General features: G+C 33.6%; 21 protein-coding genes. 13 read left to right on the forward strand and 8 right to left on the reverse strand.

Going from position 1 to position 25527, the window contains the following annotated elements:
* Nucleotides 1-5 precede the first annotated feature (5 nt).
* The 4 genes from BN1075_RS02670 (at nt 6) to BN1075_RS02685 (ending at nt 4877) form a co-directional block, all read left to right on the forward strand.
* On the forward strand, nt 6-1511 hold the full coding sequence (locus BN1075_RS02670; protein WP_040191495.1) for a tripartite tricarboxylate transporter permease: 1506 nt from the start codon (nt 6-8) through the stop codon (nt 1509-1511).
* Nucleotides 1512-1622: 111 nt separating this feature from the next.
* Nucleotides 1623-2426 carry a gluconate 5-dehydrogenase gene (locus tag BN1075_RS02675; protein ID WP_197072259.1) on the forward strand — a complete coding sequence of 268 codons (804 nt, stop codon included), beginning with the start codon at nt 1623-1625 and terminating at the stop codon, nt 2424-2426.
* Nucleotides 2427-2536: 110 nt separating this feature from the next.
* A complete protein-coding gene (locus tag BN1075_RS02680) occupies nt 2537-3724 on the forward strand; it encodes an iron-containing alcohol dehydrogenase (RefSeq protein WP_040191496.1) in 1188 nt (395 codons plus the stop codon).
* Nucleotides 3725-3893: 169 nt separating this feature from the next.
* Nucleotides 3894-4877 carry a 2-keto-3-deoxygluconate permease gene (locus BN1075_RS02685; protein ID WP_040191497.1) on the forward strand — a complete coding sequence of 328 codons (984 nt, stop codon included), beginning with the start codon at nt 3894-3896 and terminating at the stop codon, nt 4875-4877.
* Nucleotides 4878-5081: 204 nt separating this feature from the next.
* On the opposite strand, the gene BN1075_RS02690 is transcribed toward BN1075_RS02685, so the two are convergent.
* The 3 genes from BN1075_RS02690 to BN1075_RS02700 form a co-directional block, all read right to left on the reverse strand.
* The gene (locus BN1075_RS02690) at nt 5082-6584 is read right to left on the reverse strand and encodes a UxaA family hydrolase (RefSeq protein ID WP_040191498.1); all 1503 of its coding nucleotides are present in this window, start codon (nt 6582-6584) and stop codon (nt 5082-5084) included.
* An 11-nt stretch (nt 6585-6595) separates the two neighbouring features.
* Nucleotides 6596-8065, reverse strand: a complete 1470-nt coding sequence (locus BN1075_RS02695; protein WP_040191500.1) for a tagaturonate reductase — start codon at nt 8063-8065, stop codon at nt 6596-6598.
* Nucleotides 8066-8189: 124 nt separating this feature from the next.
* A complete protein-coding gene (locus BN1075_RS02700) occupies nt 8190-8855 on the reverse strand; it encodes a GntR family transcriptional regulator (protein ID WP_040191501.1) in 666 nt (221 codons plus the stop codon).
* Between the two features lie 189 nt (nt 8856-9044).
* Here BN1075_RS02700 and BN1075_RS02705 point away from each other — a divergent pair, with 189 nt between their 5' ends.
* The 4 genes from BN1075_RS02705 (at nt 9045) to BN1075_RS02720 (ending at nt 13171) form a co-directional block, all read left to right on the forward strand.
* Nucleotides 9045-10136, forward strand: coding sequence for a zinc-binding alcohol dehydrogenase family protein (locus BN1075_RS02705; RefSeq protein ID WP_407637959.1), 1092 nt, complete (start codon nt 9045-9047; stop codon nt 10134-10136).
* A gap of 153 nt (nt 10137-10289) precedes the next feature.
* Nucleotides 10290-11339 (forward strand): C4-dicarboxylate TRAP transporter substrate-binding protein, encoded by a 1050-nt coding sequence (locus tag BN1075_RS02710; RefSeq protein ID WP_081911464.1) that lies wholly within the window; start codon nt 10290-10292, stop codon nt 11337-11339.
* Nucleotides 11340-11363: 24 nt separating this feature from the next.
* A complete protein-coding gene (locus BN1075_RS02715) occupies nt 11364-11882 on the forward strand; it encodes a TRAP transporter small permease (protein WP_040191502.1) in 519 nt (172 codons plus the stop codon).
* Entirely contained in the window at nt 11882-13171 is a 1290-nt protein-coding gene (locus BN1075_RS02720; protein ID WP_040191504.1) for a TRAP transporter large permease, read from the forward strand. The genes BN1075_RS02715 and BN1075_RS02720 overlap by 1 nt, the downstream gene beginning before the upstream one ends.
* A 97-nt stretch (nt 13172-13268) precedes the next feature.
* Here BN1075_RS02720 and BN1075_RS02725 read toward each other — a convergent pair whose 3' ends face one another.
* A complete protein-coding gene (locus tag BN1075_RS02725; RefSeq protein WP_042386857.1) occupies nt 13269-14645 on the reverse strand; it encodes an MATE family efflux transporter in 1377 nt (458 codons plus the stop codon).
* Between the two features lie 973 nt (nt 14646-15618).
* Here BN1075_RS02725 and BN1075_RS02730 point away from each other — a divergent pair.
* On the forward strand, nt 15619-16818 hold the full coding sequence (locus tag BN1075_RS02730; RefSeq protein ID WP_040191505.1) for a helix-turn-helix domain-containing protein: 1200 nt from the start codon (nt 15619-15621) through the stop codon (nt 16816-16818).
* Between the two features lie 593 nt (nt 16819-17411).
* Entirely contained in the window at nt 17412-18827 is a 1416-nt protein-coding gene (locus tag BN1075_RS02735; RefSeq protein ID WP_042386859.1) for an MFS transporter, read from the forward strand.
* 130 nt (nt 18828-18957) lie between these two features.
* Here BN1075_RS02735 and BN1075_RS02740 read toward each other — a convergent pair whose 3' ends face one another.
* The 4 genes from BN1075_RS02740 to BN1075_RS02755 all read right to left on the reverse strand — a co-directional run bounded on the left by BN1075_RS02740 (nt 18958) and on the right by BN1075_RS02755 (nt 22093).
* Nucleotides 18958-19734: a prolipoprotein diacylglyceryl transferase gene (locus tag BN1075_RS02740; protein ID WP_040191506.1), complete on the reverse strand. Its 777-nt coding sequence runs from the start codon at nt 19732-19734 to the stop codon at nt 18958-18960.
* Nucleotides 19735-19806: 72 nt separating this feature from the next.
* The gene (locus tag BN1075_RS02745) at nt 19807-20052 is read right to left on the reverse strand and encodes a hypothetical protein (protein WP_040191507.1); all 246 of its coding nucleotides are present in this window, start codon (nt 20050-20052) and stop codon (nt 19807-19809) included.
* Between the two features lie 248 nt (nt 20053-20300).
* A complete protein-coding gene (locus BN1075_RS02750; protein WP_040191757.1) occupies nt 20301-20984 on the reverse strand; it encodes a GntR family transcriptional regulator in 684 nt (227 codons plus the stop codon).
* A gap of 86 nt (nt 20985-21070) precedes the next feature.
* Entirely contained in the window at nt 21071-22093 is a 1023-nt protein-coding gene (locus BN1075_RS02755; protein WP_040191508.1) for a zinc-binding alcohol dehydrogenase family protein, read from the reverse strand.
* Between the two features lie 473 nt (nt 22094-22566).
* Between BN1075_RS02755 and BN1075_RS02760 the strand changes: the two genes are divergently transcribed.
* From BN1075_RS02760 to BN1075_RS02770, 3 genes are read left to right on the forward strand one after another with little or no spacing between them, the layout of a single operon-like run.
* A complete protein-coding gene (locus BN1075_RS02760; RefSeq protein WP_040191509.1) occupies nt 22567-23580 on the forward strand; it encodes a TRAP transporter substrate-binding protein in 1014 nt (337 codons plus the stop codon).
* Between the two features lie 15 nt (nt 23581-23595).
* A complete protein-coding gene (locus BN1075_RS02765; protein ID WP_040191511.1) occupies nt 23596-24180 on the forward strand; it encodes a TRAP transporter small permease in 585 nt (194 codons plus the stop codon).
* A gap of 1 nt (nt 24181) precedes the next feature.
* Entirely contained in the window at nt 24182-25462 is a 1281-nt protein-coding gene (locus tag BN1075_RS02770; RefSeq protein WP_040191512.1) for a TRAP transporter large permease, read from the forward strand.
* The last annotated feature ends 65 nt before the right edge of the window (nt 25463-25527 follow it).

Here is a 25527-nt window from a genome sequence, read left to right on the forward strand (position 1 = left end):
CAAATATGGAATTTGTCCAAAGCGTATTAGCTGGTGTATTTAATCCAGCGGTATTAATGTATATAATGCTTGGAGTTGCCGGTGGTATTTGTATAGGTGCTCTTCCAGGACTTACAGCAACAATGGGTGTTGCGCTTCTATTACCATTAACTTTTGGAATGGATGCACAAACAGGAATTTTATTACTTTTAGGTATATATATAGGTGCAATCTATGGAGGATCTATTTCAGCTATCCTTTTAAAAACTCCAGGAACTCCAGCTTCGGCAGCTACTGCTTTAGATGGATATGAGTTTTCTAAGAGAGGAGAAGGTGGACGTGCTTTAGGGATAGCAACAGTTTCTTCTTTCGTTGGAGGAGTTGTGAGCTGTATAGCTTTAATGCTTATCTCTCCACAGCTTGCTAAATTAGCCCTTAAATTCAGTTCAGCTGAATTCTTCTTACTAGCGGTATTTGGTTTAACTATCATAGCTAGTATTTCAGGAAACAAAATTTCAAAAGGTTTAATATGTGGATTTATCGGTATGCTTATTGCCACTGTTGGTATAGACAGTATAACTGGTAAGGTTAGATACACTTTCGGAAGCGTATCTTTAATGTCAGGAGTTTCTTATATTCCTGTAATGATAGGATTATTCGCTATGTCTCAGGCCTTTATATCAATTGAAGATATATGGACTAAAGAAGAGGTAGATAATAAGGTTACAAAGGTAATACCTTCAAAAGAAGACTTAAAGAAGATATTAAAAACTGCTCCTCTTACAGGTTTAATAGGAACTTTTATTGGAATTATACCAGGAGCTGGTGCAGATATCGGAGCTTTCGTTTCTTACAACACTGCTAAGAATATGTCTAAGACACCAGAAAAGTTTGGTACTGGTATAACTGAAGCTATTGCAGCATCAGAGGGTGGTAATAACGGGGTTACTGGTGGTGCAATGATACCAATGTTAACTCTTGGAATACCAGGAGATGCAGTTGCAGCTATCATGATTGGTGCTTTAACAATCCAGGGGTTAAACCCAGGACCACTGCTTTTCCAAAATGATAAAGTGTTAGTATACACAATTTTCGTAGGACTTTTAGTTGCTAACTGTTGTATGTTATTATTAGGTCTTTCTTGCTTAAAGGCATTTACTAAGGTACTTACAATTCCTAAAACTATATTAACACCAATTATCTTTGTGCTTTGCATTGTTGGATCATATGCAATAAAGAATGACTTCTTCGATGTTGGAGTTATGCTTGTGTTTGGTATCATAGGATACTTCATGCAAAAGGCTGAAATACCTGCATCACCAGCTATCCTAGGATTGATTCTTGGACCAATGGCTGAGAAGCATTTCAGAACGGCACTATTAAAATCAGGTGGAAACTATGGAATATTCTTTAGCTCTGCTATCTGCTGGTTATTTATACTTCTAGCAGTAGGTACATTAGTACTTCCAATAGTTAAATCAATGATTGCAAAATCAAAGGCGAAAAAAGCCGCGCAAAGCAGTTCTTTGTAAAATAATGAAGTTGAAGCTACTAAAGCAAAGATTTGGTGGCTAATTGGATAGAGAGGTTGTAGTAGTTATACTACAGCCTTTCTGCTTAGAAAAAGTTAAGGAGGAAGAAATATGAATGTAATGGATAGTTTTTCATTAAAGGGTAAGGTGGCATTAGTAACTGGAGGAGCTTATGGAATAGGTTTTGCTATGGCAGAGGCCCTTGCACAGGCTGGAGCAAAAATTGCTTTTAACTGCAGAAGTGAAGAAAATATGAAAAAGGCAATGGAAGCTTATAAGAGTAAAGATATAGAGGCAAGAGGATACATTTGTGATGTAACAGATGAAACAGCCGTAAAGACTATGATTAGTAGTATAGAGAAAGAAATAGGTGTTGTTGATATCCTTGTAAATAATGCAGGAATTATTAAGCGTATTCCTATGTGCGAAATGAGTGTTGAAGATTTTAAACAAGTTATAGATATAGATTTAACGGCTCCATTTATTATGGCAAAGGCAGTGCTGCCAGGAATGATTAAAAAGGGACACGGTAAGATAATAAATGTATGTTCCATGATGAGTGAACTTGGAAGAGAGACAGTTTCTGCCTATGCTGCAGCTAAGGGCGGATTAAAGATGCTTACAAAAAATATCTGTGCAGAATATGGTGAGTACAATATCCAATGTAATGGTATAGGACCAGGATATATTGCTACTCCGCAAACAGCTCCTTTAAGAGAGCTTCAAGAAGATGGAGAAAGACATCCTTTTGATAAGTTTATAATTTCAAAGACTCCAGCAGGAAAGTGGGGAGCTTCAGAGGATTTAGCAGGGCCAACAGTATTTTTAGCATCAGATGCTTCAAATTTTGTTAATGGACATATTCTTTATGTAGATGGTGGTATTTTAGCGTATATAGGGAAACAGCCATCTTAATTGAATGAAGAGTTAAAATGAAAGATGAAGAATTAGTGAAAGAATTCCTTGGGAATTCTTGTGAATTAATAAATGGACAAAGATAGAGTTTAGGGAGTGAGGGATTTTTAATGATTAATTTTGATTTTTACAATCCGACAAGAGTAATCTTCGGAAAAGAGACTGAAAACAATGTAGGGGAAATCTGTAATGGCTATGGCTATAAAAGTGTATTAGTGGTTTATGGTGGAGGCAGTGCTAAAAAAAGTGGACTATTAGACCGCATTTTCATCTCATTAAAAGAGAGTGGTGTTAGCTACTGTGAAATTGGTGGTGTTGTACCTAACCCAAGAGTTCAATTAGTTAGAGAAGCTGTGGCTTTAGCAAAGGAGAATTCAGTAGATTTCATACTTGGAGTTGGTGGAGGAAGTGTTCTTGATACAGCAAAGGCTGCTGCAATGGCACTTGCAAATGACTGTGACCCTTGGGATATATATAGTAAAAAAATTGCACCAGTAACAGCATTGCCTGTTGGAGCAGTACTTACAATAGCTGCTGCAGGAAGCGAAACCTCTAATTCTTCAGTAATAACTGAAGATGAAACAGGCTTAAAAAGAGGCTATGGACATGATTGCATAAGACCAGTTTTTGCGATTATGAACCCAGAGCTAACTTACACACTTCCAGCTTATCAAACGGCATCAGGGGTTGTTGATATAATGATGCATACCATGGAGAGGTATTTTACGCCTACTTTAGATGTAGAATTAACTGATAGATTAAGTGAAGGTCTCCTTGTAACAGTTATGGAGAATGCCATAAAGTTAGTGAAAAATCCAAAGGATTACAGTGCAAGAGCTGAAATTATGTGGGCAGGAAGTATCTCACATAATGGATTAATGGGAACAGGAAGAGTAACAGATTTTGCATCTCATCAAATTGAACATGAATTAAGTGGTATGTTTGATGTGGCTCATGGTGCAGGACTTGCAGCAATATGGGGAAGTTGGGCACGTTATGTTTATAAAGAGAATGTTGGAAGGTTTGCTCAGTTTGCTGTAAGAGTAATGGGTTGCGAAATGGATTTTCAATGTCCTGAGAATACAGCTTTAAGGGGAATTGAGAAAATTGAGGATTTCTTTAGAAGTATTAATATGCCAACTTCACTATACGAATTAGGAATTAAAGAAATTTCAGAGGAGCAAATAGAAGAAATGGCATATAAATGTACATTTAAGGATACAAGAGTTATCGGTGGATTTAAAACTCTAAAGAAGGAAGACATAATGGCTATATACAATATGGCAAAGGGGATATAGGTGAAAATATAACTATAGTAAGAAGTAGACCTTCGGAGTCCAAATTTTGGACACTGAAGGTCTAAAGTTTGGAAAAGTGTTGGAATACTAAGATAAAACGTATATAATTTAATTGTGTATCCAATGTTGTATTCTTAAATTGCTAATATTTTGAGCAGGAGGAATATACATGTTAAAGTTTATCCAGAAATTGCCAGGAGGTATAATGGTTGTTCCTATGGTTATTGGTGCAATCATTAATACATTTTGTCCGAAAATAGTACAGATAGGGTCTTTTACTACAGGGTTATTTTCAGCATCAGCAGTATCAACTCTAGTTGGGCTTATTATTTTCATTATAGGTACACAGATAAAGTTAAAAGAGGCGCCGGTGGCTCTAAAAAGAGGTGGTGTTCTCTTGGGCTCTAAGTACGTGATTGGAGCATTCATAGGAATATTAGTAACAAAGTTTTTTGGAATAGAGGGCATATTTGGAATATCTAGTTTAGCTATATTAGTGGCTTTGATCAGTACTAATAGCGGGTTGTATATGGCTTTAGTTGGAACCTATGGGGATTCACAGGATATGGCTGCTCAAGCAGTTTTAAATATCAGTGATGGTCCATTTCTAACTTTAGTTACCCTAGGGGCGGCAGGACTGGCTCAGATTCCAATTATGAGTTTGGTGGCTGCAATAATGCCATTAATAATAGGAATTATCCTTGGAAATTTGGATGAAGATATACGAAAGCTGATGGCTCCAGGGGTTGGACTTGTACTTCCCTTTGCAGGGTTTGCCTTGGGGGGAACTATTAATTTCTTTGATATCCTTAAGGCTGGACCGACAGGCTTTATCTTAGCCTTCATTGTTTTAATTATAAGTGGAACTTCAGCTTTTTTAGGAGATAGATTTCTAAATAGAAGACCAGGCTATGCGGGGATGGCAACGGCAACTACAGCGGGAAATGCAATTGCAACACCAGCGGCAGTGGCATTAATCGATCCATCCTATCAGCCTTATGTGGTTTCAGCTACAACCCAGCTTGCTGCGGTAGTAATAATAACAGCTGTGATTACACCAATGCTTACTTCATATGTGGCTAAAAAGTATGGATGTCCAATGATAAAGCAGAAAGAATGTGCAGAAAAGGTATTAAGCACTGTAGAGACTTAAGAGAGTACAAAAGTGTATATGAATAAATAATTTTAAATATAGTTTTGGTACAATAAAAAATTAAAAAGAAAAAATAAATGATTAAGGAAAGAATTCTTACGTAATTCTTATATATTAATAATATAATAAGAAAAGAGTCTGCCACTTTTCTGTGTGGCAGACTCTTTTCTTATTTAGGGGTTTGAGGTTGAATTATGGATAAGTTTATAGTATAACACCATCTCTAAAGATAGATATTTCTTTATATCCAAATTCTTCGTTACGAGTCTGGATTTTACCAGATGCAACATCTAAAAGATATTGGAAGAAATCCTCTGTTACTTCATCGAAGGTTTTACCATCTAAAAGTTGACCTGCATTGTAGTCAATCCAGTGCTTCTTTTTATTGTAAAGATTAGTGTTTGAAGAAATCTTTACAGTTGGAACTGGAGAACCAAATGGGTTTCCACGACCTGTTGTGAACAGCACCATTTGAGCACCGCTGGCTACAAGGTTTGTACAAGAAACTTGGTCATTTCCTGGTCCAATTAAAAGGTTAAGACCATTTTTATCTACATGTTCACCATAGTTAAGAACTCCTACTACTGGAGCGTGACCGCCCTTTTGGGTACAGCCTAGGGATTTTTCTTCAAGAGAAGAAATTCCACCTTTTTTATTACCTGGTGAGGGGTTTTCATATATTGTTTGATTATATTTTGTGAAGTAGCCTTTAAAGTTATTGATTAAGCTTACGGTATCATTAAATATATCTTCAGATACAGCTCTCTCCATTAATAGAGTTTCTGCTCCAAACATTTCAGGAACTTCAGTTAATATAGTACTTCCACCATGCTCAACAACAGTGTCGTTGATTCTACCGCAAAGAGCGTTGGCAGTTATGCCAGAGAAAGCATCGGAGCCACCGCATTTAAAGCCAAGGACAAGGTGCTCAGCAGAAACTTTTTCACGCTTCATAGAAGAAGCATATTCAACTAATTCATCTAAGATTTTCATTCCTTCTTCATATTCATCTTCCACATCTTGAGTTACAAGGAATTTTACTCTATCAGGATTATATTCTCCTAGGACAGGTTTGAAATCTTCAAGATGATTGTTTTCACAGCCTAAGCTTAGAACAAGAACTGCACCAGCATTTGGGTTGTTGATTAAGCCCTTTAAGATATGCTGGGTAGTTTTATGATCGTGACCTAATTGGCTACAGCCCATGTTGTGAGTGTAAGCAAATACTCCATCAACTTTATCAGCATATTTTTTAGATGCAACAGTTTCTAAAAGTTTAGCAGTAGTATTAACGCAGCCAACAGTAGGAATTATCCAAACCTCGTTACGGATACCTACCTTTCCATCAGCTCTAACATAACCATCAAAGTAAGCTTCTTTTCTTGTATTAAACTTAGCTAAAACTTCATCATTCTTTTTATATTCATAATCTAGAACGCCATCCAGATTAGTTTTTAAATTATGAGTATGGATATGCTGACCTTTCTTAATAGGGCATTTAGCATGACCTATAGGTTGTCCATACTTTATTATGTTTTCATTTTCTTCAAGGTCATAAATAGCTACCTTATGTCCAAAAGGAATGTTATCTAATAAAGTAACTTCTAGGTTGTTTACAGTATGAGTGCTGCCTGCAGTTAAATCAGTTAAAGCAACAGCAACACTATCTTTTTTAGAAATTATGATTAAATTTTTATTGTCGCTCATAGCTTTACTCCTTAGATTAATTCTTTCATTAAATCTCTTATATCATTTGTTTCCATAGCTTTTAAGTAGCTAGCAACTGCTTCTGCTAAACCATCAACTGTTGTTAAATCCTTACCGCTCCAGAAGTTAGTGTTAGAAAGTACAGCTTTAGCTATTACAGCAGCATCTTTTTCAGCCCAAACTTTTGCGAAGAACTCAAGAACTTCTGCATCGTCATTAACATTATATGAAGTACCATCTTTGCGTGTTCCAACATAGACATCTTCTGTTTTTGTTATGTTGTAGAACTTGATGAAAGATGCTAAAGCAAAGGTTAAGTACTTTGGAAGATTTCCTGTTGCTTCAACATAGCCAAGTAATGATGGCATACATCTTGCGTTGAATTTAGAGCAAGAGTTTAAAGATATATCAAGAAGCTTGTGCTTGATGTATGGGTTTGCAAAACGGTCAGATACTGCAGCAGCAAAGCTTTCTAACTCATTCTTTGGTAAATCTAAAGTTGGAATTACTTCTTCATAGATTACTTTATCTAAGAAAGTTTTAACAACTTCATCATTCATGAAATCTAAAACGATGTCATGTCCTGCAAGGTATGCTGCAAGTACTGTAGAAGTGTGAGCTCCGTTTAAGATACGAACCTTTCTCTTCTTATATGGTTTAGCATCGCTTGTCCAAATTACATTTGCATCAGTTTTGTGGATTGGAAGGATGTTAGACCATTCTTCTTTACCTTCAATTACCCATAGGTTGAATAACTCACTAGTAACGATTATGTTGTCTTTATATCCTAATTTTTCTTCAAAGTAGCTTAGCTCATCCTTTGGGTATCCTGTAACGATTCTATCTACTAGAGTGTTGGTGAATTTATTTGCTGTTTCTATCCAACTTATAAATTCAGCTTCAAGGTTCCACTCATTTGCATATTGTAGAACTATTCTTTTAAGTTCTGTCCCGTTGTTATCTATAAGCTCAACAGGTAAGAATAAAAGACCTTTGTCTTCAGCACCGTTAAAAGCTTTATATCTTTCATATAAGAAAGCAGTGATTTTAGCAGGGAAAGCTGCTGGAGGAGCGTCATTTATACTGCAGCCGCTCTTGTAAGAGATACCAGCTTCTGTTGTGTTAGAGATTATTACCTCTAAATCAGCACTTCTAGCTATTTCCATTAAAGCTTCATAGTTCTCATATGGGTTTATGCATCTTGATACAGAAGTTATTTGTTCGATTTTTTCTGTGGCGCAGCCGTTTTCAATACCTCTCATCGCAAGAGTATAGATTCCATCTTGTTCATTTATAGGGTTTGCAAGACCTGGAGCGATTGGCTGACATAAGACTATGCTTCCTTCGTAAACTCCATCTCTGTTAGCTTTATCTATCATCCAATCAGTGAAAGCTCTTAAAAAGTTTCCTTCTCCAAATTGTAGAATTCTCTCAGGATAATTTCCGTATGTTTTAGTTACTGCTTCATTTATTTTTTTCATGATTAGTTACCTCCGTTTTAGGAATTATTATAAAATCATAATAACAGATGTATACGTTGTTATATACATCAAATTTTCTAAAAAAATAAAATCTTTCAAAAAAACTTTTTGAAGATTTTATTTTTTATATTAGACCTTGAGCTCTGTTTCCTATAAATGCATCGAAAGCAGAATTTTTAGCTGTAAGTAAATGATGCTCCATGGCTTTAGCTGCACCTGAAACATCTCTTTTAGCCAGACAATCTAAAATTTTAGAATGCTCATCTATTGTCTCATTTAATCTGTTATCACCGTAGCGTCCACTTATAATACGAAGTCTTGAATTTTGATTATGAACAGTGTTAAGAGTTTGAAGTAAATAGTGATTGTTACACTGATTTAGAATTTCTTTATGAAATTCATCGTCTAATTTAAACACTTCATTATGATTATTGCTGGAAATGTACTCTCTTGACTTTTTAACATTAATATATAACTTATCTAATACCTCTGAAGTCAAGTGATTGCAATAGTTTGAAATGATATAAGGCTCAATTAAAAGACGAGCTTCAAAGGCCATATTTATTTCTCCAACAGATAAAGGAGTAACAAAGAAACCTTTTTTAGGAACTATTTTTATTAGATTTTCTTGCTCTAAACGACCTAGTGCATCTCTAACTGGAGTTCTGCTAACCTGAAGTTCTTCACATAAAAGATCTTCATTTAGAAAGGAGTTAGGCAGATATTCACAGGTAAGAATTTTATTTTTTATAGTCGTATAGGCTTGTTGTTTTAAGCTTACCTTACTCATAGAATCCTCTTTCTATTAACAAATATTATATTTTTTAAGGTTATAATACCATTCTGATGGTAAATAGTCAAATAATGATAAACGGAGAAAAAATTTTATTTAGACAATACTATAAAGGTTCCAAATAAAATTCTGATTCTTTTAAAAAATTCGAATGTAAATGTTGACATTAAAAAAACCCATGTTAATATGAGTACATTGATGGATACAACAAAGAATACAACAAAGGATACAACAATTATTGGAAAGCGGGGAATAATTATGAAACAAATCATAATAAACAATCCAGGTGAAGTAGAAATTCAAGAAGTTGCAATGCCAACACCCCAAAAAGGTGAAGCATTAATAAAGATATTATATGGTGGAATCTGTGGAAGTGATTTAGGAACTTACAGAGGAACTTTTGCATATGTTTCTTATCCAAGAATCCCAGGCCATGAATTTTCAGCAGAAATAATTGAAATTGGAGAAAATGATAAGGGGTTAAAGCCGGGCATGATTGTTACATGTAATCCTTACTTTAACTGTACAACATGCTACTCTTGTGAAAGAGGCTTAGTAAACTGCTGTACAACAAACCAAACAATGGGTGTACAAAGAGAAGGTGCTTTCGCGCAGTATATAACAATGCCAATCGATAGAATATATGATGGACAAGGATTAAGTGCTAAAACTTTAGCTTTAATAGAACCTTTCTGCATTAGCTATCATGGAGTATCAAGAGCAGATGTAAAGGCTGGAGATAAGGTGCTAGTAATTGGAGCAGGAACAATCGGAGTTTTAGCTGCAGTTGCTGCTAAGGCTTTAGGAGCTGAAGTTTACATCAGTGATGTGGCAGAGCAGAAATTAGAATATGCTTACAAAGAATTTGAATTAGATGGAAAAATCTTGAATGATAGTCCAGAAAGCTTTGAAAAGCAAGTTGCTGACCTAACAAAAGGAAATGGATTTGATGTAACTATAGAAGCCGTTGGTCTTCCATCAACATTCCAAAATTGTATAGATGCAGCAGCCTTCGGTGGAAGAGTAGTGTTAATCGGGGTAGGTAAGAAAAACTTAGACTTTAACTTCACAATGATTCAAAAGAAAGAGTTAAACGTATTCGGTTCAAGAAATGCTCTTAAGAAGGATTTCTTAGAGTTAATTGACATTGTTAAAGAAGGAAAGGTTAATTTGGATAAAGTTGTTACAAATACATACAAGTTTGATGATGCACCAAGAGCTTTTGAAGAGTTTGATAAAAATGCAGCTTCAATGTTAAAGGTTTTATTAGAATTTTAATAAGTAGCTTTCAAGGAAATCATGTTTAATAGGGTTAGGTGCAGTAGGCTTGAATTAAACTTAGAAAAATCTCACTCTATAAAAACTTTGAATACTAACTTAGAAAAATTCATTAAAAGGTCTATATACCATATATTAAAGGAGGATATTTTTATGAAAATTAAAAAATTATTATCATTAGTTATGGCAACAACAATTGCAATGACAGCTTTAACAGGTTGTGGAAGCAGTGATTCAGGAAAGGGTGATTCTACAGGAAAAGGTTCAGCAGCTGATCCAGTAGTAGTTCAAATTGGTTTTGAAAACTCTATGAGCGAGCCGATAGGACAAGCTCTTGAAAAATGGCAGGAATTAGTTGATGAGAAGGGTGATGGAAGCATAAAAATAGAGCTTTATCCAGACAGTCAATTAGGATCTAAGAGTGAGCTTATAGACTCAATGCTTCTTGGAGAGCCAGTTGTAACTTTAGCAGACGGAGCATTCTATGCAGATTACGGAGTGTCTGATTTCGGAATAGTATTCGGACCATTCTTATTTGATTCTTGGGAGCAATGCTGGACATTAATCGAGAGTGATTGGTATGCAGACCAAAGTGCTAAATTAGAAGAAAAAGGCTTAAAGATTCTTACTTCAAATTGGAAGTATGGAGAAAGACATACATTAACAACTAAACAAGTTTCAAGTCCAGCTGATTTAAAAGGGTTAAAGGTTCGTGTGCCTGGAAACCAAATTCAATCTGTAGGATTTGATACTCTTGGAGCAACTTCAACAGGTATGGACTTAGGAGAAGTTTACCAAGCATTACAAACAGGAACAATTAACGGTGCAGAAAACCCACTTGCAACTTTATACGGAAGAAAATTACATGAGGTTGCTAAATTCTTATTATTAGATGGACACGTTAAGAATTTCACTACTTGGGTAGGAAGTGCAGACTTCTTTAACAGTTTAACTAAAGAGCAGCAAGAGTTATTAGTTTCTACTGGTGAAGAAGCAGGTCTTTACAACAATGAATTACAAGAAAAATCAGAAGCAGAATACCTTCAAAAGATGAAGGATGAAGGTGTTACAGTTACTGAATTAACACCAGAAACATTGGCTCAGTTTAAAGAAGCAGCAGCACCTTTCTATGAAAAAGGAGCAACTTTCGGATGGTCAGAAGGATTATATGACACTGTAAGAGAGGCTATGGGAGCGAAGTAGTTTATAGAACATGAGGTGAATCCGTTGAAGGAAAAAAATAAATTTTTAAAGGTGATTGGCAATCTTGATATTGCCATCGCCGTAATTGCCCTAGTTATATTAATAGTATTAACTTCTTCAGGTGTTGTGTTTAGATACGCTTTAGGAAAGCCATTTACTTGGCTAGAGGAAGTTCAACTATTCTGTTTAGTATGGATTGTGTTTGCAGCAGGTGGTGCAGCCTTCCGTACAGGGAATCATGTTGCCATTGAAATGGTAGTAGAAATGTTTCCTAAAAGCATTCAAAAGATAATTGGATTTTTAGTTGATATAGTAGTTTTACTAGTGATAGGATACTTATTTAAGCAAAGTATAGGGTTTGTATCTGTGTTTGTTAAGAGTGGAAGAAGTACAAGTATGTTAAAAATTCCTTACTACTTAATGTATGGAATTGCTCCAGTATCATATGGACTTATGATAATCAGCTACTTTACAAGCAAGTATATTAAGACAAAAGATGAAGACGTTGCAGTAGAAGCAGGGGATAAGGAGGTAGTAAACTAATGGATTCAATTATTATGATTTCAGCAGTAGTAATGTTAGTACTATTGTTTATGAAAGTGCCAGTTTATATATCTGTATTAGGAGGATCAGCTATTTACTTCCTTCTTAACCCAAATGTTAACCCTGTTATCTATGCACAGCAAGCAATAACAGGAACAGAAAGTATATCACTTTTAGCGATACCATTCTTCGTATGTGCTGGTATAATTATGAACTACACTGGAGTTACTAAGAGAATCATGGATTTCTGTGAAGTTATCACAGGAAGAATGTCTGGAGGATTAGCTCAGGTTAATGTTCTTCTTTCAACATTAATGGGAGGACTTTCAGGTTCTAACATAGCGGACGCAGCAATGCAGTCTAAGATGCTTGTACCTGAAATGGAGAGAAAAGGTTTTTCAAAATCTTTCTCAACAGTTGTAACAGCATGTTCTTCTATGATTACACCATTAATTCCGCCAGGAATAGCAATGATTCTTTACGGATGTATTGCTAACGTATCAATAGGAAAACTATTTATATCTGGTATAGGAGTTGGAACTTTACTTTGTGGAAGCATGATGCTTTTAGTTAGTTACATGTCTAAAAAGAGAGGATATGTTCCAATTCGTACAGAGAAGATAACTAAGAAAGAATTTACATCAGCTTTAAAGCCAGCAATATTACCACTTTGTTTACCAATAATCATCATTGGTGGTATTCGTATGGGTATATTCACTGCAACAGAAGCTGGATCGATCGCAATAATATATGCTTTAGCTTTAGGGTTTTTCTTTAAAGAGCTTAGAGCAAAAGAATTAGCAACAGGTTTAAAAGAAACAGTTACTACAACTGCTTCAATCATGTTAATCGTTGCAGCAGCAAGTGTATTCTCTTGGATCTTAACAAAAGAGAGAATTCCACAACAATTAACAGCTTGGATGGTAGAAGTTATAAGCAATAAATATGTATTTTTAATAATCGTAAACATCTTCCTTTTAATTGTTGGTATGTTTATTGAGGGAAATGCATCAATGATAATCTTAGTTCCATTATTAGCTCCAGTTGCAGCTGCTTATGGAATTAACGAAATTCAATTTGCAATGATCTACATCTTTAACAATGCTATTGGTGCAATATCACCACCAATGGGAACTCTTATGTTTGTAACCTGTGGTATCACTAAGTGTAAAACGAAAGATTTCATTAAAGAGGCACTACCTTTCTATCTATTATTATTATTAGCAAACTTATTACTATTAACTTACGTGCCAATCTTCTCTACTGGTCTTGTAAATTTATTCTATTAGAATTTAGAAGTCAGTATTTGAAAAAATTTAAAGTTGCAACAAAAGTATTTATAAAAGAGAAAAGACCTGTCACTTTCAGTGGCAGGTCTTTATTGTTCTATTTAATAACTCTGGTATTTTTTTTAAAATTATGAGGATATATTTCCTTTGAGAATTTCTTGTATAAAATTAGAGCTGCTACAGAGGCAATAAGCTCTGCAAGAGGGAAAGCTATCCAAACCCCGTATAAGCCTATGAAGCGTGAGAATATAAAGGCTGCAGGTGGTATTATAAGTAAGGACTTTAATAAAGATACCTTTAAAGATAACATACCATGACCTAAGGCTTCAAAGGCTCCGCAAAGTACAATTGAAATTGTTGATACTACAAAGCCAACACTAATTATACGAAGGGCAGATACTCCTACCTTAAGGATTTCAGGGTCATCATTAAATAAAGAGATGATTTGTTTTGGAAGAGCTAAGAAAAGCAGGGTTCCAAAGAACATTATTATCCCAGTAATAGTTAGGGCAGATTTAACACTTTCTCTCATACGGTTGTAATTTTTTGCACCATAGTTGTAACTCATTATTGGGCGTAAGCCTTGAATTACTCCACCTGCGGGCATAACTATAAAGGTCTGCAACTTATTATAAATACCAAATACTCCTACTCCGAAATCAGAAAGTCCAATTAGAATACCATTTAAGATACCAACTAAGACAGATGGAAGAGCAATCATAAGACTTGATGGAATTGCTATTGTATAAATACTTTTTATTATATCCATGCTAAATTTAAAGTCTTTAAAATTAATTTTTACAGGGTTCTTCTTTTGGAAAAATAGTATAAAGGATACACCACAACTAATAATTTGAGCTGTAATAGTGGCAATAGCTGCTCCAGCAATACCCATAGCTGGAAGGCCAAATAGTCCAAAGATAAGGATAGGGTCAAGAATTATGTTTATTATTGCACCTAATCCTTGGATAAACATTGGAGTAATCATATTCCCTGTGGCTTGGAAGATCTTCTCCGCATATAAGTGGAATAGTTGTCCAAAGGCACAGATTATTACAATGTAAGTATATGAACAAGACATATTTAATATTTGATCATTTTGTGCAAATATACTAAGAAACGGCTTAGTTACAAAGATTCCTATAAGCATAAATAGTATTGAATGTAGGGCTGTTAGAAGAAATCCGTGAGTTGCGGTTTGTTCTACGGCCTTATAATTTTTTGCTCCTAATTTTCTGGCTATGCAGGCGTTAAGTCCAATTCCAAAGCCAACAGATAAAGCAAGAACTAAGTTTTGCATTGGAAAAGCTAAGGAAACAGCTGTTAAAGCATCAGGGCTTAAACGGGCAACGAAGATACTATCCACTATGTTATAAAGGGCTTGTATCATCATGGAAATCATTGGAGGTATAGACATTGATAATAGAAGGGGCGTTATTTTCTTTGTCCCCATTAAGTTTTCTGTAGTATTCATTTTATCTCCTTTCAAGTTGTACATTATGAAGCTGCCTTTAAGATACTAAAGTTTTAAAAGGCAAAATAAAAAGCTATAGATTTGCCTGTTTATAATCAGAAACAGAAAAACCTATAGCTGTAAGCAACATTTTATTATTTTTTTCAGTAATCATAATATCATTGAAAAAAGAAAAAATCAACGCTAAAAAGGTTAAAAGCTAAATAGAAATTGTTTTTAAAAGATTTTGTTAAATGTATATGTGAATATTTACAATACATTTATGCGGAGGCTAATCTTTTTTATGTACTTAATTGAATATGTAATTTAATACAACAAAAATTTCGACAAATTATGTCAGAGCTGCTGTGATATACTGTAGTAGCAATTATAGTAATGTTATTAAAATATAAAAGAATTAGGTTGATTTCAGTGATTTATTCTGTTGAATTTATCTGGTGAGAAACTGGAAGAAGACCTAGTAAAAGATTTTAATAACAATAAACTTGTTGAATGTAAGGGGTAAAAGATAAGTGGTTGTTTAGTTGGGGGATTAAGGAAGGGGTTATTATAGTTTTTACAATTGTACACTAATAGGGGAAAGACTAAGAATTAACTGATTAAGCTATGAAGAGCTTCATGGAGAGTGGGGGAACTGAATTAAAAATTTTATAGGCTTATGTGTCAACGTAAATATCTATAAGATAAAAAGCAAAGTTAAGATCCTCTAAAATCTTAACTTTGCTTTTTTATGTCTGAAAATAGTAATTATGTTACTTATGGAAGATGTGGTTGTGATTGTAGATTTATATATTTTAAAGGATGTATGGTAATGATATAGTTAGCAAAGGCTGATGAAATATAAATAAAATATGAGCGTTGAAGTGTTTTTTATAGTTAATAAATAATCATCTTAAAGGGGAAATCATTATTATATTTAAAATACATGTTATAATAAATAAAGTTAGAAGGTAAGAGGGGAGAATGAAGAAATATGAAACTAGAGGAAGAAAAAATTAGCTTTATTCATGAAAATGTAAGCGCTATATTTCCCTTGAATCTTATTGTTAGTAATTTTCGTAATAGTATTAGTAAAAGATTTAATACTGTTGAACTGCCTGAACTTATTAAAGAAGAGGAAAAAGAAATAGCAAAAAGATTAGTATCGATTCTGGCAAAGCGTGATAAGGAAATTGTTTATCATATTGAGAGTAGCAAGGGGCTTAGATACATGGGCTTTGGGGTTTATGACAAAGAAGGTTATCAAGGGGCTCTTGTCCTCGGGCCATATTTGGATGATATCATTCCAAGTGTTCTAATGGAAGAAGGAGAGAAGTTCTTTTACGAAAGTATCACAGTTATAAATAAATCACAAGAAAAGGCTATTGCTAATATTGTTGCAACACTTATTAATACAGGGAATATTACTAAGTCAGCACTAGAGGAAGATGATAGAAACTTAGGTGTAAGAAGATTTAACTATACCCTTGATGATTATGAAAAGAATTTAGCTTGGATTAAGAAGATGTATAAAACAGAGAGACAGCTTCTTCATTATGTGAGTCAAGGGAATAAGGATATAGCTCTTGAACTATTTAACACAGATTCCTATGAAAGAATAAATCAATTCAACAGATTTCCAGAGAAGCCTATTAGAAATGTGAAAAATTTAGCGATTGTTTTTAATACACTTCTTAGAAAATCTATAGAAAGTGAAGGAATTGATGAGTATTTTATTCATAAAACTTCTGAGAATTTTGCAATAAAAATTGAGAACTCATTAACTATCAGGGAGTTAATAAATTTAATGTCAGATATGGTAGCAGACTATTGTGACTTGGTAAATGAGTATAATACTAGGGTTTATTCAGAGATTGTTTCAAATGCTATAACTTATATTAAGCTTAATTTTAAAAAAGAAATAAGTCTTAATAATATTGCAAAGGAGCTTTTTATTCATCCAACCTATTTGGCTAAAAAATTTAAACAGGAGACTGAAAAAACTGTATCGGAGTATGTAAATGAAATAAGAATTAAAGAAGCTCAATTTATTATTATGGCAACAGAGTTTAAGATAGAGGATATTGCTTACTATGTAGGATATAATGATAAGAAGTATTTTTCAAAAACATTTAAGAAGATAACAGGGGTGTCCCCTAGTGAGTATAGAAAGTTTAATAAAGAAGAAGTATAAACTTGTATCTTAAGAGCGGACTCTTTCAATGAGAACGCTCTTTATTTTATGGATAAAGAATATGCTTTTATGCTTTTTTAAAGAAGCAGTATAGCTTATAAGAATAAATTAAAACTGTGATAGATAAAGAGCGTTGATTTGATTGTGAAATTTAAGGAAAAGTAAATTAGGGAATAAAAGGTTGACTAAATTAGTTTTTGATTAAATGAATTGGTTTTCACTGTATTGTAAATTTATCGAAAAAAGTTATAATATAAACAATAGTATGTATTTTATATAAATCCTCAATATAAAAAATATTTTAAAAATAAAATAGCTATAAATACAGCTGTTGTAATCGTTTTAGATATATTGAGATCACAAGGTTTTAGGTGTTTTTAAACAAATAAACATTGTAATTATTTAGTTTTGTTTGTAATTATTTAATTGTATTTATTAAGTAAATATAAAGACAATAGACTAAAATAATACACCTAAGACTAAAATTATACGTGTTGTTTTTGTGAATATGGAGATATAATAATGTTAACGATTCAAGAACACGTTTACATGGAATTTTACATTAACAAAAGATACGTAGGAGGAATTTTAATATGGAAGCTAGAAAATTAGAGCAACCTATAGAACAGGTTGAATCAGTAAAGCCTTTTGGAACAAAAGATCGTTTAGGGTACATGTTTGGTGACTTAGGAAACGGATTATTATTTGGATTTATAACTAGTTACTTAATGGTTTTCTACACAGATGTATTTGGAATAAGTGCAGCAGCTGTAGGAACAATGATGATTGTGGCCAGAGTTTGGGATGCTATCAATGACCCAATGATGGGAATTATTGTAGATAAGAGAAAAGCGGGTAAAAGCGGAAAGTTCAGACCATTTATACTTTGGGGATCAATTCCACTTGCCATATTTGCGATTTTAACATTTACTTCAGTACCAGGATTATCTCAAAATCTTAAATTAGTGTATGCTTATGTAACTTATATTGGATTTGGAATGGCTTACACAGCTGTAAATATACCTTATGGTTCATTATCAACAGTAATGACATCGGATTCAGTAGAGAGAACTTCTTTATCTACTTTTAGAACAATAGGTTCTATGCTTGCTAACTTAATAGCTATGGTATTAACTCCAATGCTTATCTTTAATGCAGAAGGCGGAGTTAGTGCAGAAGGATTTTTCAAGGCAGCAATAATATATGCTATAATTTCAACTGTTTGCTGCATATTAACTTACAGATTAACTACAGAGAGAGTTAAACATACAGAAAATGAAAACGCTAACGGTCCCCAAATTGGTTTATTAGGATCAATCAAAATGTTAGTTAAAAACAGAGCGTTACTAGGAATCATGATGGCTTCATTCGGAATGCTTTTAGCGTTAATGCTTCCTATGTCTTTAAACTCATACTTATTTAAGGATTACTTTAAAAATCCAGGTCTTATCACTATAGCAGGACTTCTAGGGGTTGTATCATCATTCATGATAATGCCGTTTACTGGAAAATTTGTTGCTAAATTTGGTAAGAAAGAAACAGCAGCATCAACTTTAATTTTATCAATTGGTGCATACTTAGTACTATTCTTAGTACCAATAACTAACCCATATGTTTACATGGGAATCTACTTTATATCAAGCATAGGAGCTGGATTCTTCAACATCTTAACTTGGGCTTTAGTTGGAGATGCTATTGACTATCAAGAGTACTTATCAGGAAAAAGAGAAGAAGGTATAGTATATGCTTCTTACTCACTAGTTAGAAAGCTAGTACAAGCAGTTATTGGTGGTTTAGGTGGATTTGCTCTTGCTTTTATCGGATACCAGTCAGGAGCTGCTACTCAAACTCCAGAGGTTGCTAACGGAATAATGAAGATTATAACGGGAATACCTCTAGTTGGATATGTTATAGGATTTGTATCACTATTATTCATCTATGATTTATCTAAAGAGAAATTAGCTGCTATGCACGCTGAATTAGAAAAGAGAAGAGAAGAAGCAAAATAGATTATAAGTAAAATTATAGAGATATAGTAAAATATGAATTCTAATGAAAATAACTTTTAAAACAACTCAGCCTTTAGAAAATATTTTATTATAGTAAATGCCTCAGTGATATTCACTGAGGCGTTTTTATTTATATAGTATAAGAGTTTTTGAAGGTCTTTTTAAAAACAATTATTAATAAAGAGGAAGTGAGAATCATTAAACTAATCCATTGCGAAGTTGAAAGCGCCCAAAAGCTGCCTCTTTGGATATCAAATCGATAAAACTCAAGAATGAAACGTATTACTGCATAGGTTATAAAATAAGTAATTGGCAATAAAGAAGGTGATTTTTTATTATAATACGCAAGATAGAAATAAACTATTGCTAACAAAAATAAGATTACTGCTTCAACCAATTGGATTGGAAATAACTTAATTTCACATAGGGCGTAGGGAATATTGTGATATTCTACATGGAAAGGCCCACTATAAGGCATTCCATAACAACAACCAGAGAGGTAACATCCGATTCTTCCAAAGCCGTGAGCTAAAGGTACACAAAAGATCAATTTGGTAATATACATTTTTACATCTATTTTATGTAGAAAGCTGGCTATAAAAATTCCTGCTAGCCCTCCAATTAATCCTCCATAGAATACGAACCCACCTTGAAGAAGATTTTTGGTATAACTCCAATTGAAAATTTGACTCCAGTCAATGGCATTTCGAATTATAAATAAATAAAGAAGCTTTGCTCCAAGCATACCAAAGGATAAACAGTAGGTTTCTAGCAATATAAAATTATCAAGAATTAATTGATGTTTTTTTATTACATTTAAAGCAACGATATTTGAGATTATTAAGCCTAGGATAATCATAAGACTATAACTTGGAATAGCTATATTGAAAAAGTTAATATAATTCATAGTATCTCCTTAATGTAAATAAAAGAGCTTGTGAAAAGCTCTTTTAAGTAGTTTGTATACTTGTCTAAAATATTATTGTATAGCACCCATAGAACCTATGCATGCAACACAAGCAACGTAGAAAATGAAGCAAAGAATTGTTCCGATAATAGAACAAATAAAACCAGCTTTAGCCATGCCAGCTTTGGTTGGATCTTTTTTGCCTAATACACCCATGATGATTCCAACGATACCTATAATTCCTCCAAATAGGTTGATACCACCAAAGAAACTAAGAACGATAGAGATAATCCCCAATACTAATGAAGCGACTGCCATAAAATAACCCCTTTCCTGTAAATTTATATAGTTGCATAGTTAATTTTATTATTTTAAATATAAGATTATTACACAATTGAGATGATATTTTTGTGACATTTTATATAATAATTATGTAAATCTTTCTTTTTAATGAGTAAATTTGAATGACTAATTGTAGGGAAAGGTTATAACTTAAAATTAAATTGGAAAATTAAAATGCCAAGGCATTAAGCCTTGGCATTTATTTATAATTTAATTCATAATTGTTACTTGAAGAAATGAGGGTATTTTTCTAATAAATCTTGTCTTTCGTGCTGATGTCTTGTTAAGTGTTTTGTAAGCATCATTTCACAAAGCTCTGCATCTTTATGCTCGATGGCATAAAGGATGTTTTCATGGTCTTGAATGGTACGTTCACTTTTGATTGAAGGTATAGAAGTTAAAGCTAAAGCTCTAAGTCTATCGAAGTGAACCATTTGCGTTGAAATGATACCGTAAGTCCATATCTTTCCAACTGATTCATACATGATTTTGTGAAAAGTATTATCTAGAAACAACTGTTGTGCAATGTCGTTAGTTGCGGCACATTTTTTCTCTTGTTCTAGATTCTCTCTTAAGGCATCGATGTATTTTTGTTCTACACCTTGACACATCAAAGTAAGGATTTCCTTTTCAATGACAAGTCTTAAAAAGCGAGACTCCTCAATGATGTTAAAGTTGATTTTTGAAACATAGCTACCACGTTGAGGATATATTTCAACAAGGTCAATCTTACTAAGTTCTATAAGTGCTTCACGAATTGGTGTTCTTGAAATATTTAGTGTTTCAGCAATTTCGTTTTCACTTAGTTTTTGACCTGGTTCTAATATTAAGTTGGAAATGTTATATAGTAATATTCTTAAAACATAGTTTCTAGCATTTTCCGTTGGCATTCTTTCAAGTAATTTCATAATCAATATCAATTCCCTTTGTGTATTTAATATATTAATATATTAATTATACAACAAAGAAATAGATTATTCTACACATTCTTTAATTAAAAATCGAAAGTTAAGACAACTTTTCTTATAGAAGCATCACGTGAATCTACGAAATCAAAGGCTTTTTGAGCTTCAGTTAATGGGAATGTATGAGATACGGCATTGTTTAAATCTAATTTCCCTTCCTTGATTAAAGAAATTGCTTTTGGAAACATTTTATTTTGTAAACGAGAGCCCCTTACATCTAGTTCTTTTGAAGTGATAAGGAATTGGTTTACTGAAGTTTCTGAAGTTGAAAAGCCCATTGTTATAACACGACCAGCGTTTCCAGTAGCTTTTAATAGCTGCATTAAAGAATCTTTTGTGCAGGCAGCATCGATAGAAACTGTTGAACCATGGCCGTTTGTAAGCTCTTTTACTTTTTCAACTAAGTCTTCTTTTAAAACGTTAATAGTGTGAGTAGCACCTTGTTCTTTTGCAATAGCTAGTTTATCGTCCATGATATCAGCAACGATAATTGTATCACATAAAAGTTTTGCTATTTTTAGTATTGTGCTTCCAAGTGCTCCAGAACCCATGATTAAAAGAATATCGTCCTTTTCAAGTTCTGCACGAGTGCAAGATTGAATTGCAATAGTTGTAGGTTCGATCATAATTGCATCCTTATCAGAAAGTTCATTTGGAAGTATGTAACAATCATTTTCAGGAACGGCTATATATTCACGATATCCACCATCAATATGAACTCCTCGAACAGCTAAGCTATCACAAACATTTCCACGATTTTTACTACATGGATAGCAGGTCCCACAATTCACAACTTGATTAATAATAACACGATCTCCAACTTTTAAGTTTTTAACACCTTGTCCTATTTTATCTACGATACCAACCATTTCATGTCCAATAATACGAGGATAAGTAGCAGCAGCATTAGTTCCGTGATAAATCCCCATATCGGAACCGCAAATACCTGTAGCAGTCATTTTAATTAATACATTATTTTTCTCATCCAATGTAGGCATTGGAACATCGATAATTTTTAATTCATGTGGTTTTACAATTTGTACAGCTTTCATTTTAACATCTCCTATTTCTTAAACTGATATACTAGTATATTAATTTAAGGGTGAAAATTTGTCAACAAGGTATTTATCAGAAAAATCATTATGTTTTCTTTGAGGATAGGGAAGAAAAATAAGGCATATTTAATGAAATATTTTTTTAAAAATGAGAACTTTGCTATGTTTGCAGGAAAAATATGATAAAATAATAATGAGTTGAAATCGTTTTAAATTTAAAAGATTTCATTATAGCTTTTAAAAGCACAAAGAGGGCTAAGGCGCTGTATATAAAGGGTTTGAGAGTAAAATATAATTTAAAAAATGATATTAAAATGTAGATATATGTAGAAAATTTCAAAAAAATATATACTAGTTTGAATAAAAATAAAATATTTTATTATTAAAACTATTGAAAAAAATAAACTAATATATTAGTATATAAGGGAAAGTTGTTTTAAAAGTATTTTTATTAGGAGGAGAATTTAAAAATGAAACTTCGAAATCTTTATAAGAAAGTTCTTGTATTTTTAGTTTGTGCAATAATGTTGATATCTACAACGGGTTGTACATCTAAATCAGATGGCGCACAGTTGGTAAAAGTTTCAGTTTGTGTTTCAAATCAGATGCCGGTGTCTATTGCTTTAAAAGAGGTTTTTAAGCCAATGATCGAAGAAATGACAAAGGGTAAATATGATATTCAAATTTATGACTCTGGTGTTTTAGGTAGTGAAAAGGTTACCTATGACTATACTAGAAATGGAATAATGGAAATGTGTGTTGTTGGAACACCGATGTGGTCAGAAACACCAGTAATGGCAATTCCAGATTTCCCTTTTGTTTTCCGTAATGTAGGACATGCTCGTCGTTCTTATCAAGGAGATCTTGGTGAATATATTGCAGAGGATATTGAATCTTCTCAGCCAGTTCAATTATTATCTTGGTTCCCTAATGGTGCAAGGGTGTTTACATCTAATAAACCATTAGAAGGGTTAGAGGATTTTAAAGGTCAAAAGCTTCGTATGCCAAACAACCCAATCCACGTTAAGCTTGCTGAGAGTCTTGGTGCAAACGTTGTAATCATGGATTTAGGAGAGGTATTTACTGCTCTTGAGCAAGGGGTTGCAGATGGACAAGATAACCCAATCGCAACAGTTAAGAATGAAGGGTGGTATGAAGTTCAAGATTACATATTAAACAGTAACCATATTATAGCTTCATTAGAGTTGTTTGCAGGAGATCAATTCTGGGATGCTTTACCTGAAGAAGATAAAGAAATTTTTGAAGAAGCTGCAATTAAAGCATCTCACTATGCTTGGGATTTATATGAAGAGCAATTAGATGCAGATGTTCAGATGATGAAGGATAAAGGTATTGTTGTAACTGAGCTTACAGATGCAGATCGTGAAAATATGCAGGAAAAAATTAAGCCTGTATATGATTATCTTGATGGACAATATTCATGGGCTGCTGACATTCGTAAAATGATAGAAAATATTGAATAAAAGGGGGGAGTTAACTTGTTGAATAAACTATTCAAATGGGTTGATTATTTTACTGGTATACTAACTGGTTTAATGGTGTTCTTTGTATTTTTAAATGTTGTACTAAGAATGATGTTTAATTCAGGTTTAACTTGGTCGGAAGAAATTTCACGTTATTTATTTGTTTACGTTACATATATAGGAGCAATTAGTGCTATGCACTCTAATGGACACTTAGGGGTTGATACATTAATTTCACGTGTTAAGCCACCTTTCCAGCTTGCGATGTACACTATTTCTCAAGTAATTATAGTTGCACTTATGGCTATTTTAGTTAAAGGATCTATAGCAATGGTTACATTAAATGTAGATTCTCATACTGCAGCATTAGGAATTTCTTACTCTATATTATATTTCAGTGGCATTATCACTGGAGTTGCTATAGCAATTCTTGCAGTAAGAAATATTGTTCATGCCTTTAAGAATAAGGATAAGATTTCAGAAATTGTTACAATGCAGACTGCAGATGACGATGATGTTGCTGCAAATGCACAGGAAAATGCAGAAAGTCTATCAGATGAAGAATATGCAAAACGATTAAGAGAGAAAGGAGAGGAATAGGATGACACTTGTAGTATTTTTAGTATCCTTAATAGGATCAATGCTGATTGGATTACCAATTGCTTTCTCACTATTATTTAGTGGTGTGTCAATGATGGCCTTTATGAATGGCTTTAATGCACAAATTTTATCGCAAAATTTATTCTCAGGTGCCGATTCATTTTCCATGATGGCCGTACCGTTCTTTATATTAGCAGGGGAGTTTATGAACCGTGGTGGTATCACAAAACGTATCGTAAATTTTGCTAACTCTTTAGTTGGACACGTTCGTGGTGGACTAGGATACGTATCAATCATTGCTATACTTTTATTTGCAAGTATGGTTGGTTCTGCAGTTGCATCAACAGCTGCCCTTGGAGCAATTTTAATACCTATGATGGTTAAGGCTGGCTACAGTAGGGATAAGGCAACAGGTCTTATTGCTGCAGGAAATATTCTTTCTCCAATAATGCCACCATCAGTACCGATGATCGTATTTGGGGTACAAGCAGGAGTATCAGTTACAAACCTATTCCTAGCAGGTATAGCGCCAGCAATATATTTATCAGTAGCATTATGTGTAATCTGGTTCTTTGTGGCTAAAAGGGACAAATTACCTACAGCAGAGAAACAACCTAAGAGGGTTGTTATTAAATCACTAATTGACGGTTTCTGGGCGTTACTACTTCCAGTATTTATATTAGTTGGTCTTCGTAGTGGAAAGTTTACACCAACAGAAGCAGGAGTTATTACTGCAGTTTATGCTATGGTAGTTGGAATGGTGATTTACCGTGAACTTAAAATTACAATGCTTATGGACGCTTTAGTAACAGCAGCAAAATCTTCTGCGGTTATCATGTTCTTAGCAGCAGCAGCAATGGTTTCATCTTGGCTTATGACTGTTGGAAATATTCCTCAAATCGTAACAGGAATTCTAGCACCATTTATAAATCATCCAGTTATATTAATGCTTGTAATTTGCGTTATTGTTTTATTAGTTGGAACTTCAATGGATGTTACACCAACAATTATGATATTAACACCAGTTTTATTACCAGCAGTTAAGGCAGCAGGAATTGATCCAGTTTACTTCGGAGTAGTATTTATTCTAGTTACTGTTTTAGGATTACTTACACCGCCAGTTGGAACGGTATTAAACGTTGCATGTGGTGCTGGGAAAATTAATATGGAGCGTATGGTTAAGGCTGTATGGCCATTCTTACTTGCAGAGGTTATCATACTAGTACTTATGATACTATTCCCTGCACTAGTAACTATCCCTGCACGATTCTTTGCAGGTTAAAATGAGATATAAAATATAAGCAAATAAGCTGCTTATCAATATAAATAGGGAAATTACATGGATAG

Origin of the sequence: Clostridium culturomicium (genome assembly GCF_000821305.1) — a bacterium.
Classification (GTDB): domain Bacteria; phylum Bacillota; class Clostridia; order Clostridiales; family Clostridiaceae; genus Clostridium_J; species Clostridium_J culturomicium.